Origin of the sequence: Micromonospora sp. KC723 (assembly GCF_004348595.1) — a bacterium.
Lineage (GTDB): Bacteria > Actinomycetota > Actinomycetes > Mycobacteriales > Micromonosporaceae > Micromonospora.
Genome location: NZ_SMKD01000007.1, coordinates 44744 through 59969, shown reverse-complemented (window position 1 = coordinate 59969; position 15226 = coordinate 44744). Strand labels below are relative to the sequence as shown.

Annotated in this window: 13 protein-coding genes and 3 pseudogenes; 7 read left to right on the top strand and 9 right to left on the bottom strand. The window is 67.4% G+C overall.

Annotated elements, in window-relative coordinates; all coding sequences use genetic code 11:
• Positions 1-29: 29 nt before the first annotated feature.
• Positions 30-1325 (bottom strand): ABC transporter substrate-binding protein, encoded by a 1296-nt coding sequence (locus E1165_RS03550; RefSeq protein ID WP_132387627.1) that lies wholly within the window; start codon positions 1323-1325, stop codon positions 30-32.
• A 576-nt stretch (positions 1326-1901) separates the two neighbouring features.
• Between E1165_RS03550 and E1165_RS03545 the strand changes: the two genes are divergently transcribed.
• A complete protein-coding gene (locus E1165_RS03545; protein WP_132387625.1) occupies positions 1902-2762 on the top strand; it encodes a PhzF family phenazine biosynthesis protein in 861 nt (286 codons plus the stop codon).
• Between the two features lie 257 nt (positions 2763-3019).
• On the opposite strand, the pseudogene E1165_RS03535 reads toward E1165_RS03545, so the two are convergent.
• From E1165_RS03535 to E1165_RS03510, 6 genes and pseudogenes are all read right to left on the bottom strand, one after another.
• Positions 3020-3364: pseudogene (locus E1165_RS03535) on the bottom strand (DUF4291 family protein); the annotation flags it as partial.
• A gap of 135 nt (positions 3365-3499) precedes the next feature.
• The gene (locus tag E1165_RS03530) at positions 3500-3886 is read right to left on the bottom strand and encodes a hypothetical protein (RefSeq protein WP_132387623.1); all 387 of its coding nucleotides are present in this window, start codon (positions 3884-3886) and stop codon (positions 3500-3502) included.
• Positions 3887-4417: 531 nt separating this feature from the next.
• Positions 4418-4873, bottom strand: a complete 456-nt coding sequence (locus tag E1165_RS03525) for a hypothetical protein (protein ID WP_207916536.1) — start codon at positions 4871-4873, stop codon at positions 4418-4420.
• A 263-nt stretch (positions 4874-5136) separates the two neighbouring features.
• Positions 5137-5337 carry a DUF6188 family protein gene (locus E1165_RS03520; protein WP_132387621.1) on the bottom strand — a complete coding sequence of 67 codons (201 nt, stop codon included), beginning with the start codon at positions 5335-5337 and terminating at the stop codon, positions 5137-5139.
• A gap of 25 nt (positions 5338-5362) precedes the next feature.
• Positions 5363-5512: a YfbM family protein gene (locus E1165_RS03515; RefSeq protein ID WP_243704574.1), complete on the bottom strand. Its 150-nt coding sequence runs from the start codon at positions 5510-5512 to the stop codon at positions 5363-5365.
• A 610-nt stretch (positions 5513-6122) separates the two neighbouring features.
• The gene (locus tag E1165_RS03510; RefSeq protein WP_132387619.1) at positions 6123-7385 is read right to left on the bottom strand and encodes an ATP-binding protein; all 1263 of its coding nucleotides are present in this window, start codon (positions 7383-7385) and stop codon (positions 6123-6125) included.
• Positions 7386-7633: 248 nt separating this feature from the next.
• Between E1165_RS03510 and E1165_RS03505 the strand changes: the two genes are divergently transcribed.
• From E1165_RS03505 to E1165_RS03495, 3 genes and pseudogenes are all read left to right on the top strand, one after another.
• Complete coding sequence (locus E1165_RS03505; protein ID WP_243704569.1) at positions 7634-8260, top strand: transposase; 627 nt, start codon at positions 7634-7636, stop codon at positions 8258-8260.
• Positions 8261-8270: 10 nt separating this feature from the next.
• Positions 8271-8480, top strand: a pseudogene (locus E1165_RS03500) (transposase); the annotation flags it as partial.
• 1 nt (position 8481) lies between these two features.
• Positions 8482-9153, top strand: a pseudogene (locus E1165_RS03495) (dihydroxy-acid dehydratase); the annotation flags it as partial.
• 71 nt (positions 9154-9224) lie between these two features.
• Here the strand turns inward: E1165_RS03495 and E1165_RS03490 are convergent.
• Complete coding sequence (locus E1165_RS03490; RefSeq protein ID WP_132387617.1) at positions 9225-9626, bottom strand: hypothetical protein; 402 nt, start codon at positions 9624-9626, stop codon at positions 9225-9227.
• A gap of 26 nt (positions 9627-9652) precedes the next feature.
• A complete protein-coding gene (locus E1165_RS28795) occupies positions 9653-9790 on the bottom strand; it encodes a hypothetical protein (protein WP_165945128.1) in 138 nt (45 codons plus the stop codon).
• 176 nt (positions 9791-9966) lie between these two features.
• On the opposite strand from E1165_RS28795, the gene E1165_RS03485 reads away from it, so the two are divergent.
• The 3 genes from E1165_RS03485 to E1165_RS03470 all read left to right on the top strand — a co-directional run bounded on the left by E1165_RS03485 (position 9967) and on the right by E1165_RS03470 (position 15207).
• Positions 9967-10326, top strand: coding sequence for an NUDIX domain-containing protein (locus E1165_RS03485; RefSeq protein WP_132387615.1), 360 nt, complete (start codon positions 9967-9969; stop codon positions 10324-10326).
• Between the two features lie 776 nt (positions 10327-11102).
• Positions 11103-11690: a hypothetical protein gene (locus E1165_RS03475; protein WP_132387613.1), complete on the top strand. Its 588-nt coding sequence runs from the start codon at positions 11103-11105 to the stop codon at positions 11688-11690.
• Positions 11593-15207: a LamG domain-containing protein gene (locus E1165_RS03470; protein WP_165945127.1), complete on the top strand. Its 3615-nt coding sequence runs from the start codon at positions 11593-11595 to the stop codon at positions 15205-15207. Before E1165_RS03475 ends, E1165_RS03470 begins: the two co-directional genes overlap by 98 nt.
• Positions 15208-15226: the final 19 nt, after the last annotated feature.

The window sequence follows — 15226 nt, the reverse complement described above, 5'->3', positions numbered from 1 at the left end:
CGCCGCCCCGCCTGTGTCGACGTGACCACCTACTTGCCCAGGGCGGTCAGGTTGTCCTGGTACGGCTTGGCGATCTCGTCCAGCACCTGGTCCGGCGTCTTGGTGCCGTTGATCAGGTTCTGCGTGCCGGCCACCAGCACGTCGTAGTAGCCGGGTGCCGGCCAGTCCGGGTAGAACGCCAGCCCGTCGGAGGAGTTGACCGCGTTGAAGTTCTCGATCAGTTCCTTGCTCTTCGCGTCCGTCACCTGCGTCAGGTCGCCCAGCACCGGTATGCCCCCGGAGTTGCCGAGCAGGTTCTGGATCTCCGGCTTGAGCGTGATGTCGATGAAGTCGTACGCCAGCTTCTTGTTCTTCGATTTCGCCGGGACCACCCACAGGTTGCCGCCCGAGCCCGGGTGCAGGCTGTTACCGGGGAAGAGGAACGTGCCCCACTGGAACTTCGCCTCGTTGACGAACCGCCCGTACCACCAGCTGCCGGAGATGACCATCGGGTACTTGCCCTGCGTGAACGCGACACCCATCGGGTCGGCCTTGATGCCCGCCGAGTCCTTCGGGATGTATCCCTTCTTCACCCAGTCCGCGAACGTGGTCGCCGCGTACGTGAACTCCGGCCCGTGGAAGTCGACCTTGCCCCTGTACAACTGGAACGCGTCGACCCAGGACCGGTTCGCCTTGGCCAGCGCCAGCTCGTAGAAGATCTGCTGGGCCGGGTACTCCGCGCCGCCGACCGACAGCGGGGGGACGCCGGCCTTGGCGAAGGTGTCCATCACCGCCTCGAACTCGGCGAGGGACGTCGGCACCCGCACGTTGTGCTTCGCGAAGAGGTCCTTGTTGTAGTAGACCATCACGTACTCGGCGTAGTTCGGCACGCCGTACCACCTGTCGCCGCCCATGATGCCCTGGGCGTCGTACCTGCTGGTGGTCTGGATGGCCGGCGAGATCTTGTCCCATCCGCGCGTGGTCGCCTCGGACGTGAGGTCGGTGAGCAGGCCCTGTTTGGCGAGCAGCCCGGCGGTCGCGTTGCCCTTGTTGTACTCCATGATGTCGGGCGCCTCGTCCGAGTTCAGGATCATGCTGGCGTTCTGGCGGATCTGCTCGAAGCCCTTCTCCTCGAACTGCACCGTGACCCCCGGGTGCGTGGCCTCGAACTGCTTGATCGCCTCCGCCCAGGCAACGCCCATGGCGCTGTTGGCGCCCTCGTAGTGCCACAACTTGAGTACGTTGCCTCCGCTGGCGTCGTCGGAGTCCGTTCCGCAGGCGGTCAGGAGCAGGGATGCGGCGGCGAGCAACGCGGTGGTCGCCGCTCGTGCGCGACAGGTGAACACGGCTGACTCCTCACTGGAGATCGCGGACCACCGGGTGGAGACCCGCAGGCACGTCGTCGAACCCGCTGTGTCGAACCTGTGTCAGCGAGACCGCCTGGGGCTTTCCGTCCCGGCAGGGGGATGTGGTTCGGAGGGAGTTAGTTTAGAATCTAAGCAAATGAGCCCGGATGGCTTTCGTGGCAGCTCCTTGCTGTGGACCCAACCCGTCGCTCGGTTGAAGGTCGTTCACGACGGATGCGGTGGACCTCCCGTGGCACCTCTTCGACTTCCACGGATCATGTCTGTCACTTAGCCTCACCCGACGAGGTGCGGCTGTCAATCGACGCTCGCCCACTTCTTGCGAGCCGTCGGCACAGCGAGAACTCTGCGCGGCAGGCGGCGCCAGGCGACGCGGAGAACGTCAGGGACGGCGTTGGTCGCACAGCGGTCCGGGCCAACCCCGGCGCTGCGTGCAACCAGGCACTCTCCTTGGCGCGGAGCGCGACATGTGTGGATGTTGGTGGCCGGCGGTGCCTGCAACCTCCTAGGGTGGATTGCACTCGAACCTGGTGCGTTGCCACCCCTATGATCGTGATCATGGAAGTCCTTCGGTACACCGCGTTCAGCGCAGATCCTGCCGGCGGCAACCCGGCCGGTGTCGTATTGGACGCCACCGGGCTCGGGGACGCGGAGATGCAGCGGGTCGCTGCCGAGGTCGGGTACTCCGAAACGGCGTTCCTCGTGCCTGGTGGAGACGGGCAGTTCGAGGTGCGCTACTTCAGCCCGAAGGCGGAGGTCCCCTTCTGCGGCCACGCGACCATCGCGTCGGCCGTTGCCTACGCCGAGCGGCACGGTCCAGGAGTCCTGCACCTGGACACCCGTGCCGGCCTGGTCGAGGTCTCCACCAAGGTGCAGCCGGACGGCATCACCGCCGCCACACTGGTCAGCGTCGAACCGCAAAGCAAGCCGATCTCCGCCGGCGACCTGGCGTTGCTGCTCGAAGCGCTGCACTGGACGCCGGGCGACCTCGACTCGACGCTGCCGCCGCGGATCGCCTTCGCCGGGGCGTGGCATCCCGTCGTGGCCGCCGCGAGCCGGCGACGCCTGGCCAACCTGGACTACGACATGGCGGCGCTGGCCAGCCTGATGGCCCGGCGCGACTGGACAACGATCAATCTGGTCTACCGCGAGTCCGAACTGGTGTTCCATGCGCGCAACCCGTTTCCCCCGGGTGGTGTCGTCGAGGACGCCGCGACCGGTGCGGCGGCTGCGGCGTTGGGTGGCTTCCTGCGCGACCTGCGTCTGGTGGTGCCGCCAGCGACCGTCACCGTGTACCAGGGCCAAGACATGGGCCGTCCAAGCCTGCTCACGGTAGAGATCCCCGCCCGACCCGGATCCGGGATCGCGGTGACCGGCACCGCCGTCGCCCTTCCCGACACCCATAGGAACGGGGTTTGACCGGGTGGATGTGTCGAACGCAAGCGAGAACATACCCGAGCGTCCCGGCGAGGCGCAGGCGTGGACCGGTCGGGACCGACTGACCAACCGTCACGTTCGGGTAGGGTCCCGGACCAAAACCCGAGCCGGCGTCGCTGACCACCTGCACCCCGCCTGTCGGCAGGCCCTGCGCCACGTCGCCGCGCTGTCGGCCGGGCCGCCGCTCGACGCGTCCCTGCGGATAACGCTCAACTTCCACCCTGACCGTGTTGCCGCAGGACTCGTACGGGGCTGGTCTTCAGTTGCCGCGCCCAGGTCGTCTTGTCGCTGTGCAGGTCTCGCTCGTAGTGACTCAGGCAGGCTCGCGCCAGCGCCCACTCAAATCCCTCCCGCGTGATGTCGACGGACAGCACGCGCTCCTGCCCCGGCTTCCTAGCCCAGCCGCAGCGGTACATCATCCACAGGAAAGACGGCTTGATCCACGTCATCCGGTCCCGCTTGAAGGGGGCCGCGAATCGGCCGGCTGCCACCGCCGGCAACGCAATCTGCGGGGGATACGCCTGGTACACGGTGATGGTGTCCGCCGAGTAGCGGGCACGGATCTGACGGGCGGGAACGGACACAGCCCGATCTTCACCGATCGGGACTCGATTGCTCCACCGAGATTCCGCACCCTGTCGGCGCCCGTGGCTGCACCCGGATCTGCCGCGAGGCGCTCGCCGTCGTCTGCCCCGACTGCCTCCGCCTGGGGTGGGGCACTACTGTGAGTATTCGGCGTGCAGTTCGGCGTACGGCCGACGCTGGTCAGGGTGACGCCTGGTTCTGCCCATGCCGATCTCGGCGCAGCAGTGCGTCCCCGGCATGCGGGCGCGATGAGCCGGACACTCCTCGGCCAAGGCGCGGACCTGGTCGGCCTCCAGTTCGAACGCCTCGCGGCTGCCGGTGAGCACCAACGTGTCGGCGGCTATGTCCCATCGAAGATGATCGCGAAACTCCTGATGCCAGGTCCGTTGGTGGTCGGCGATCGACCGCGACGGCCACGCGTCACCGGGGAGGACGATGGTGTGTGGCCTGCCGGTCCTCAACCGGGAACGGACTTGCTTCCACCGCGACGGCGGGAACGCGAGACGGTGGTGCAGCAGCACCAGGTCGAGCGGGCGTCCCCAGACATGGTGGGTGGGGATTTCGCGCGGCGCAGTGGGAGGTAGACGATCGTGCGCGGCGACCGGGCAGCCAGGCCCCACGCATGGGCGAACATCACCGCTGTTTCCTTGTCGAGGCAGAACTGGGCTCCGAAACGGCCCTCATAGAGACCGGCAAACCTCGGCGTTTCCGCCGGCCGTACGACTCGGTATTGATGGCACCCGAGGTGGACGGTGCTGACCATCACCGGCCACCTGCGTCCGCCCAACCGTTGACCCACTCCAGCAGAACCCCTCGACCAGTCGTCGTCTCGCCTCCGGCGAGCATTGTCACGGGACCGACAGGAAATGGCGACAGAGTTCGACGTCGAACCCGTCCGTCTGACCTGGAGAGGCCGACGCTTCTTCATCTTGCCGATTCGGCCTTCCCGGACCCGAGCCAAGATCGACTGCTCTCTTGCCGCGATCAGCACGACCGTCGGGCGCACGGAGCGCTTGGGCCCGGACTTCACGGTCTGGTGATCGTGGGGCCCGTCAGATGACCCGTGCGGCGGCGGTTCGCCACGGGTGGTTCGGGTGCACGAGAGCCAGTGCGTCGACGAGCCACCGGCGCTGGTCGGCGTCGAGGAGCGGCAGTGTGCCGGCGAAGTCGAAGCGGTCCTTGTCCCGGGAAGCCTTTGCCTTGAACAGGAGCGCCACCTCCGGTGCCAGGAACGGCAGTCCGTGCGCGTCGTGCCGTATCAGGTCGGCGTATCGGCGGCGGATCTGGGCGTCGCGGCGGCAAATCCACACGTCGCCGTCGTGTGGTTCGCGGAACACGTCGAAGCGCCAGCGACCGGCAGCCCGGTCCAGAGCCCACATCTGGTGGCCTGCGGCGAGCGTGTCAGCGGACGCCGGTACCAACGCCCCCGCGACGGGCACGTAGAAATCGACCTCAGGGAACCGCTGCGCGACCTCGGCGAACTGCGCCCGGGGAACCGCAATCTCCACGTCATTGTGGTCACGGGTCTGCCGGCCCCGGACAGGTCGAGCGCCCAGCCGGCCGCGATGCACCAGGGCACCGGCACGCCGGCTAGGCGCTCCCCGAGCACCCTCGGATGTCACGGCTCCCATGCGTCGAGGTCCGGCACCATGGCTGCGACGCTACTACGCGGACGCCTTGCCCAGTCACGCCAGGACGCAGCTGGCTCGATTACCATCGCCCAGACATGCCGCCGTCCGTGGAGCGGGTGCGCACTGCCGTCGGCGTCGCACTACCAGCGGGTGACGCCACCGGGTACGGCCACGAGACGGAACTCCCGTGACACCGGCGGCGTGCCAGTGACAGTGAACGCCTCGTACTGACGGTCCGGCGCGACGGCGAGGACTGCTTCATCGGCGAAGGTCAGCGTCAGCCGACCGTCTTTGCGGATCTCGGCGACCGTGACCTTCGCCCGATGTAGGTCGAGCAACACCGCCAGACCTGCGGACGCCGAGGGGTCAAGAGTCGAGCCCGTTCCATGCTTTGTCGGTGGTGGTCCAGCGTTCGGAGTTGTCGTCCCGCTCCGTGGCAAGGTGGTGGGCCCAGGCGAAATCGGTCCTGGCCTGCTCCAGTTCGTCCGGGGAAACGCGCAGCCAGTTGCCGTTCATGCTCACGGCGCCAGCCTAAATGCGGGCTACGACGCTTCTCCAGCAGCGGGCGAAGGGCTCCGGGCAACCCGACGGCGCACGGAGCTGCCACGATCCGCGCGTCGCGGTGCCTGCCGCAAGGCGACGGCCACCCCCGCGCGGCTTGCCGAGTCGAGTGTATGCCGCCGAGCGAGCACTTGATCTTGGGCTGATGTGCGCGGTGTGTGCTCTCCAGCCGGTGCCACCGTGGGTCAACCGGTGCCAGCACGGGTCACCGTGGCCCGCCGCCGGTCGCAAACGGGGGTTCGTGTGCTCCGGGTGTGCTCCTGGGCTGGGGGAACAGGGGTACCGGCGACGTGGGCGAACCTGGGCCACTCCCTGCCACCCCAGGTGAACCCCGGGTCGCTAGACTAGGCACTCGCGCCCCCGTAGCTCAGGGATAGAGCATCGGTTTCCTAAGGCGACGCTCTATCTGCCGATGCAGGCGTTTGCCTGCGGATTTCTCGCTTCCTCTTTGTTCGCCGGTCGCAGTAACGGATTGCTGTGCTCGCTTGCTGAAGATCAGCAGACCAGTTTGTTCGGTCATTGGTGGGCCCTCACCAACTGGGAGCGACCTGCGGAGGGAGCGAGGTCAGTCTGCTGGCGGGGCGGGAATCTGCCATAAGGCACTGACTGGTAGGGCGCGGAGTTTGTCGCCGAACGGCAGCGTCGAGGTGCCGGTGTAGAGGACGATGCCGGCGATGAAGTCGTCGCCGAGGCGGTCGGCGAGTCGGCGGAGCCCGCGGAAGTCATCGGGTCCGACGGTGGTGGCTGCTTTGACTTCGATCCCGACGACGTGCCCAGATCTGTTCTCGAGCACCGCGTCGACTTCGTACCTGCTCTGGTCGCGGTAGTGGGACAGGTCGACGGACTGCTCGGACCAGGTGAGCTGGCGGGACAGCTCGGACAGGACGAATGATTCGAGTAGTGGCCCGAACGGTGCGCCCGGCCGGAGCAGCGCCCGGGCGTCGGTCGCGGTCTCGTTGGCGGCGATGCCAGAGTCGACGAAGATCATTTTGGGCGCGGCGGTGGCGCGGGTGCCGAGGTTGCGGGACCAGCCGGGGATCCGCTTGATCAGGAAGATCTCTTCCAGGGCTTGGAGGTAGCGGGCGATCGTTGGCCGGCTCAGTCCGAGGGCGGATTCGAGGGAGTTGGCGGCGATGATGGTCGCGGACCTGGCCGCGAGGAGGCGTACCAGCTTGCGTAGCTCGCCCTTGTGCTGGATGTCGGACAGCTGCCGCACATCGCGCTCGATGAGCGCGTGGACGTAGGCGTCGAGGAACCGTTGGCGGCGGCGTGGGTCGGTGCGGGTCGTGGCCTCGGGTAGGCCGCCGCACACGATCCGAGCCGCGTAGTCGGCGCGGGTCACCTTCGACTCGTGTCGCAGGTCCGGACCGAGCGCGAAGACGGCGTCGACGAATCCGTCCGGTGCTCCCTCGAGTTCGCCTTGGGAGAAGGGCCAGAGCTCGACGGTTTCCATCCGGCCGGGCAGGGCGTCCGGGGCGCCCACCATGCCGAACAGGCGAGAAGAGCCGGTGAGCAGGTGCCGACCGGGACGGGGATCCTCGTCGACGGCTGCCTTGATGGCCAGCAACAGTTCTGGAGCGCGTTGAATCTCGTCGATGACCAGGAGTTCGGGCGAGTCCACGAAGCCGACCGGGTCGGCGAGCGCCGCGGCCCGGTCCTGCGCTCGGTCGAGATCACGGCGCTCGGCGAGACGATCGCCGGCGACGATGCGGACCAGGGTGCTCTTGCCTGCTTGACGTGCTCCGCTGATCAGCACGACGCGGGTGTCGGCCAGGGCGTCGTTGACCTGCGCGGCGGCGCGGCGGGGGATCAGGTGCGGTGTGGGCACGGCGTCATGATAACTGACACGGTTTCGGTCTGCGTGGGCGGATGTGTTTGATTTGCGGCGCAAGACGTGTTCGAATTGCGGGTCATCGGTGTTCGATTTGCGGGGGTGCCGAGGACGGGGTCCTCGCGTGCTGGCAAACCTCGGCCGCAATCCGGCACGCCCACCACGGGGACTGCGTAGATTTCCGTGTTTGACCTGGGTGTGGTCCGTTGGACAGGACGTTGATCCTGTCCGGGAAGGACCACGTCATGGCAGACAAGAAGAACGCCGCTCAGCTTCCGGAAGCGACGGCGGCGGAGGTGGAGTTTGCTCAGCAACTAATCGAGCGGGCGAAGGCTGACGGGGTGTCGTTGGTCGGGCCGGGTGGGCTCCTCGCGGGGATCACGCGCACTGTCCTTGAATCAGCGCTCGACGCCGAGTTGGACGCTCACGTTGATGACGCAGGCGTCGATGAAGCGACTGGCCGGCGGACCAACATCCGTAACGGTCACGGGGCCAAGACGGTGCAGACCGAGGTGGGGCCGGTGCGGATCCAGGTTCCACGGGACCGGGCCGGGTCGTTCACCCCGCGGATCGTCCCAAGGCACGCCCGAAGGTTGGACGGGTTCAACGAGGCGATCCTGTCGCTGTATGCCAAAGGGTTGACGACCGGGGAGATCTGCGCGCATCTGGCGGACGTGTATGACGCCGACGTGTCCCGGGAGTTGATCAGCCGGGTCACCGACAACGTCGTGGACGAGATGGAAGCCTGGCGGCAGCGGCCGCTGGACAGGGGGCGGTTTCCAGCGAACGTCGCGAATCCTGAACGGAGGGATTCGTGTGCCGAGGTACGCGCCGAACAAGATGCCGGTGGCGGTGAAGCGTCGCTACTTTGAGTTGGTCAGGATGGGTCTGTCCGGGGCGGCTGCCGCCCAGCAGGTGGGTGTGTCGATGAGCTGCGGGTCGTTGTGGTTCATCGACGCACTGGTCATGAAGATCCGGCAGGGGCAGGTCGTGAACCGGCCCGTCTACGTGGCTGTGGGTATCAGCCTGGACGGGGAACGCGACGTGCTCGGTATGTGGGCCGGCACCGGCGGTGAGGGCGCCAAGCAGTGGGCCGTTCTCCACCACCAACCGCTGGTCGTCGCTGGACACCGACGCGGCGCAGGGCTGCATCCGGGACCGGGAGCACGCGTACAGCGCCGACGGCGGGCTGGCCATCCTGCACGGCAACCTGGCCCCGCACGGCTGCGTGGTGAAGACCGCCGGGGTGCCCGAGGAGTGCCTGACCTTCCGCGGCCCGGCCAAGGTCTACGAGTCCCAGGACGACGCGGTGTCGGCCATCCTGGCCAAGGAGGTCGTCGCCGGGGACGTGGTGGTCATCCGGTACGAGGGGCCGAAGGGCGGCCCCGGGATGCAGGAGATGCTCTATCCCACCTCGTTCCTCAAGGGGCGGGGGCTGGGCCGGGCCTGCGCGCTGCTCACCGACGGGCGTTTCTCCGGCGGCACGTCGGGCCTGTCCATCGGCCACGTCTCCCCCGAGGCGGCCTCCGGTGGGCTGATCGCCCTGGTCGCCGACGGCGACGAGATCGTCATCGACATCCCGGGCCGGACGATCGAGCTGGACGTGCCGGCCGACGTGCTGGACGCCCGCCGGGTCGCCCAGGAGAAGCGGGACCGGCCGTACACGCCGGTGGACCGGCAGCGGCCGGTGTCGGCCGCGCTGCGCGCGTACGCCTCGATGGCAACCTCGGCCAGCGACGGCGCGTACCGGCGCGTCCCCGAGTAGGAAGACGATCGCCGCTCGACGACGAGTGGTCCGGGGCGAGCGAACTCCCGCCCCGGACCACCGATCGTCCGCTACGTCCCGCCGAACGGATCGGGCAGGAACAGGAACTCCTTGGCGAGGGCACGCACCTCGACCCACTCCGGGGCCGTCGACAATGCCTCCGGTTCCCACAGGTAGGCCTTGTCCGCGCCGCTCATCAGGTCGAGCATCTGGTCGATGCGGCGGGCCAACTCGGCCTGCGCCGGATCGACCAGCTCGGCCTCCTCCAACGGTTCCAGGAGAGCGACCACCGCTTCGAGCTGGAGCGCCAACTCGTCCACCGAGCCGCCGACGCCGGCCCTGCGCAGGTACTCCCGCTGGTCGTCGGGCGCCAGCGCGAGACGAGCAACCACCCGCGTCAGCCCGCACAGTACCGAGATCACGCGGGCGGGATGAAGGAGATCATCCGGATCGTAGCCCGCCGCCTGAGACATCGGATCACCTCTCCAGAGCGAACGCGTCACTTCAGCTGGTCGAGCTTCCACTGCGGCAGCTTCTCCCGGTGCTGAGGCAACCTGGCCTCCGGCTTGTTCGGCTGCTTGACCTTCCAATAGGGGAGCTTCCCGTGATGGCCACCGCCGGGATGCCACTGGATCATCCTACCGGTCGTATACTGCTTGCCCCTCTTGACGGTGTATTCCCGGAACACCCACCCCTGCCCCTTGTGGGCGCCCTTATCTCGCCCGAGCGGCCCAGGAAGCAATCTTCGGCCTGCCCGATCCGCACTTGCCAGACCCTGGGTAGACGCACCAGGAACGAGTGGTGGAAGGCGCCATGCCCGAGAAGGTGGTCACCAACAAGGTTCTCTGTTATGTCGTGCGGGAGGGGCACCTGCTCGTCTTCCGGCACATTGACTTCAGCTACGAGGAGGTGGGCATCCAGGTTCCGGGCGGCAGCGTCCGCCCGGGTGAGGATCCGGCGGACCCGGCGCTACGGGAGGCCCGCGAAGAGACCGGACTGACGGGGTTCAGCGTCGTGCGCATGCTGGGGGAGGTCGAGTACGACGTCAGCCCGCTCCGCTTCGAGATCCAGCGTCGGCACGTCTTCGAGTTGACGTTGAACGGGGCGACGCCCGAGCGGTGGGCGAGCCAGGAAGACCACGACGGCGAGCGGGAGCCCACCCGCTTCGAGTGAAGCGTCTGACCGGCCTCGTCTTCGAAGACCGGCCACGCCTGCCGCCGCACCGCCTCACGCCTCGCCCGTCCCCGCGCGGACAACCCACCCCCATCGGGAATACCTCATCCCACCGGACCTACCCCATCGCATCCGACAAACCAGCGACACGCCAACCCAATGGACAAACCTGGCCATTCAAGATTTGTAGCGTGGGAGAGACCTCAGCGGGGCTGGTCGTACGAGGAGGTCGCCGAGCGTATTCGGGCGGGAATGAGCCATGCCGGAGAGACCGACACCGGCCTCAACGCCAACACGGTGCGGCGCTGCGAGACGGGCGAACGGTGGCCCGACCCCAGCCATGACCGGGCCGAGCGCGCACAGGGGGTCGCAGCCGCCGTCGACAGGCGGCGACCTGGGTGAGCTCGGCGGTTCGTTCGGGTGAGGCGCAGCAGTTCGTCGCCAAGGTCCAGCATGGTGGGCAGCCCGGGTCGCTGCTACAGGCCCTGAACAGCGCCCTCATCGAGGGCTCGGGTTCGTCCGCCGGCATCCCATCCTGTTGGCGACCCTGCTCTGCGCCACCACGTCGAACTTCTTCGGCGTGGCCACCACCGCGCTGGAGGTGCCCTACCTGCTGCGGGAGTTGTACGCCGCCCCGGCCGTGGTGGGTGTGGTCGTCTCCGCCGGGGCGGTCGGCGGCCTGCTCGCCGGGGCGCTGGCCGACCGGATCGCCGCCCGGGTCGGCTCGGCCCGGTTGATCTGGTTGGCGATGGCTGTCCCGGGGCCGCTATCTGTTCATGCCGGCCGCCCGGCCGGGCTGGGGGCTGCTGCTGTACGCCGTCGGGCTGGCCGCGTACTCCGCAAACGGGGTGCTGTTCAAGGTGGCCCTGGTGTCGTACCGGCAGCGGGTCACCCCGCCGGAGCTGCTCGGTCGGGTGACCGCCGCGTTCGTGTGGATCTGTTTCGGGGTGGTGCCGCTCGGCGCGCTCTTCGGCGGTGTGCTCGGCAGCACGTGGGGGATGCGTCCGGCGCTGGTGGTGACCGCCCTGGGCACGTGGAGCGCCGCCCTGTTCGTGGTCGGCTCGCCGCTGCGCACGATGCGCGCCCTGCCGATCGACGACTGTGCACGGATGGGCGTTGGGAGCGGTGACGCGCTGCAACGTGCGATGTTCGTTTGTCCGGATCGATGCCCGTACGTGCTGACAGTTTGTGTGCGAGCCTTTACGCACCGCCCTGTCGATCTCTACAGTTCACTGATTGTCTATGGGGCGAACACGGGGGATCGTCATGGCTGTGTCGTGGAGACGTCGTGCCTTCATTTGGCTGACGTCGATCAGTGTCATCGTTTCCGGCACCGGATTCGTGGCCGAGGTACCCGCCGCTAGTGCCGCCCCAAAGCCGGCCGACCAGGCTGGCTGCGTCACGGAGGCGCCGGACGACGCGGCGGCGGCCAGGCTCGCCGCGCGGTGCGGCCACGCCGTCGAGGTGCTCAGCGAGCGTACCGAGTATGCGCAAGTGACTGTTGATTCGGACGGCGTTCGTACGTTGCTCGCTTCCGTCGCGCCGCAGCGGGTGCGCCGCTCAAACGGCACGTGGGCGGCCATCGATACGAGCCTGCGGGCCCGGGACGGCAGGCTGGTCCCGGTCGCGACACTCGCCGACGTCTCGTTCTCCTCTGGCGGTCCTGGACCGCTGGTGACATGGCGGGAAAGGGGCTCCACCTTCACCTTGGAGTGGCCGCTGGGCCCGCTGCCGGCGCCGCGGGTCGACGGTGCCACGGCCGTTTACCCGTCCGTCCTCAAGGACGTCAACCTGCACGTCACCGCGACCACCGAGGGCTACACCCATGTGGTGGAGGTACTTACCCCGGAGGCGGCGGCGCAGCCGGCGATCCGGGCACTGCGCTACCGCACCGGCGGCGACATGAAGATCACCCAGGACGCCTCCGAGGTGCTGCGCCTCAGCACCGCGGCCGGCGTCCCGGTGGCCACCTCCGCTCCGGCTCGGATGTGGGATTCGTCCAGCGACCCTTCGCGGGCCGGTGAAGTGCTTGCCACGGTCGCCCCGGCGCAGGCGCGCAGCCTCGGCGGTTCCGCCGGAGAGGGGGCTACCGCCGAGGAGGCTGCGGTCACCTCCCGCACCGCCCCGGTCGGCGTGGCGGCATCCGGCACCGATTTGACGGTCACTCCCGACACGAAGCTCATGGCCGATCCCGGCCTCACATATCCGATCTTCATTGACCCGGAGTTCGAGAAGAAGCGGTCGAAGTGGGCGTACGCGACCAGCAACGGGGAGAACAACGACACCACCGTGGCTCGGGTCGGGCGGCAGCCGTACCCCGAGGGCGGCAACGGGGAGCGGTACCACTCGTTCTACGACTTTCCCATCGGCGGGCTCAAGGGCAAGCAGATCCTCGGCAGTACGGTAAGGGTCACCCTTGACCACTCGTGGTCCTGCGAGCCGACCTGGGTGCACGCGTACCGCACCAGTGCCATCACGGTTGCCAGCGGCGGCCGGATGGGCTGGACCACTCGCCCGCTGCCGTCGAACCACCTGGATGCGTGGGAGGGCAGCGCCAACGAGGCGGGCGGCTGCGGCAGGATCCAGCCCGACGTGGACGCCGAGTTCGCCAGCACCGCGTTCAAGAACGACCTGCAGTACGCGGTCAACAAGGCGTGGCCGACCTACACCGTCGGCCTGTGCGCCTGCAACGACGCCGGGGAGGGCGAAGATCTCGAGAGCCGGTGGAAAAAGTTTTACACCGATAAGGCATGGCTTGAGGTCACGTACAACTCGAAGCCGAACGTGCCGAGCAAGCTGACCACGTCCAGCCAAGACTGCGGCGCGACAATCGGCACCGCGTCCCCCGTGTTCAAGGCCTTTTACGGGGATGCGGACGGTACCGGGGACAGCCTGACCGGCTACTTCGAGTACATGTTCATCGGATTTAACGGCGTCAGTACCAAGACCGGGCAGACCAAGCCGGGCAACAGCTACGGCGATTCGGGCACCATCAGTCTGGGGACCCTGGCCGACGGCAGGACCTACCAGTGGCGGGTGCAGACCAGGGACAAGGCCGGCTCCTACTCCGACTGGTCCGGTTGGTGTAGATTCACGGTTGACTTGGACAAGCCGCTGCCGCCGGTCGTCACCTCCGCCGACTATTCGGCCGACGGGATCGCCCACGGCGGTCCCGGCATCGCCGGGACGTTCACCTTCCTCGCCGGGTCCAACGACGTGGTCAAGTACGTCTACGGATGGAGCGGCCAGGTCAGTCCCCTCACCACGGTTAGCGCAGGTGCGCGATACACGGTGACGTTGACGCCACCGCGGTTCGGCTTTAACATCCTCGAGGTTTACAGTATCGACGGCGCCAACAAGCTAAGCGATACCACTCGTTACAGATTCTTGGTTGACGCGCCGTCTACGCCAGTCGCCCACTGGCCGCTCGACAAGGTCGACTTCCACGAACTCAAGGAGGCATCCGGCGGGCCCAGCCTCAACGTCAACGGCACCGAGGCGTGGGCGGAGAACAGCCGGATCTACGGCGACGCCACGCCCTCCTTCAACCGGAACACGTATCTCTCCGCGAATGCCCCCTTAGACACCAGCAAGTCGTTCAGCGTGGCAGCCTGGGTCAACCTGGGTGATGCCAACGGCGACACCCCGGAACCCGATCTGGCATCCGGCAACTGGACCGCCGTCAGCAAGTTCGGCACCCAGGTCAGCTCTTTCTACCTGGGTTACCGCTGGTCGAATGGACAGCCCCGGTGGGGATTCATGATGCCCGGATCCGACTCCGCCCAGGGCATCAACACATTCGCGGCCGCGGACTCCCCGACAAACATCACCACCAAGAGCGTTGGCAAGTGGACCCATCTCGCCGCGTCCTACGAGGCGGTCACCGGGCTGATGGTGCTCTTCGTTAACGGCGCCCAGGTCGCTTCCGCCACCCGCACCGGGGCTGGCTGGAATCCCACCGGTCCGATTGTTGTCGGTGCCGCCCAGTGGCCAGATAATCCCGCGATGCCCACAAGGGGCCCCGACCGTTGGGTCGGTCAGATCACCGACGTCCGGCTCTGGGACCGGGTGCTCACCCAAGACGACCTGACCGGTACCGACGAGAACCCGGAGATGGGCACCGAAGCAGAGCCCGGCATCATCCAGCCGATCCAGGTGGCGAACTGGGACTTCAGCGGTGGGCTCAACACCGCCTGTGGCTCGGCAACGAGTTACGACTACTGGGGACGGTCCCTAGACCTCCACGGATGCACCGATCCCTATTCCGATAGCCAGACGGTCGGGTACACCGGTGACGGCTACGACGGCAGCGAGGCGCTGTGGTTCAACACTGCCCAGCCCGATGGCTGGGGAGGCGCGTCGACCAGAACCGGGTATGCCGCCACCACGGGTCCGGTGGTCAACACCGGGCAGTCATTGACGGTGTCCGCCGCCGTCCGCGTCCGTGAACTCAACGGGCAGGAACAGGTCTTCGTCAAGCATGGCGCAGGCAATGCCCAAGAGGGTGCCGTCAAGTTGTACATGGAACAGAACGGAAATCTGAGGTTCGCAGTGATCACCCCGGATGGTGTGGGTGGTGTCCGTTGGGCGGCGGCCGTGTCGGACACCCCACTGACAGCAGATGCCGTCCAGGCGAAGGAGTGGGTCCATCTCACCGGGGTCTTCGACGTCGGAACGGGCGAGGTTCGCCTGTACGTCGACGGTCAACGCCAACTCGTTCGGGGCGTCGGCGCCGTCGGCAAAGCATCTTCTCACCCATTGTTCGTCGGAAGCGTCTCCGGCGTGAACAGCTTCCTTTCGGGCGACATCGACCAGATCAAGATCTACGCCGGTGCGATGAACGATCGCGAAGCAGCGGCGCTCTACCGCGACTCTCGATGAGCCAACAAAAGCTCGTGCG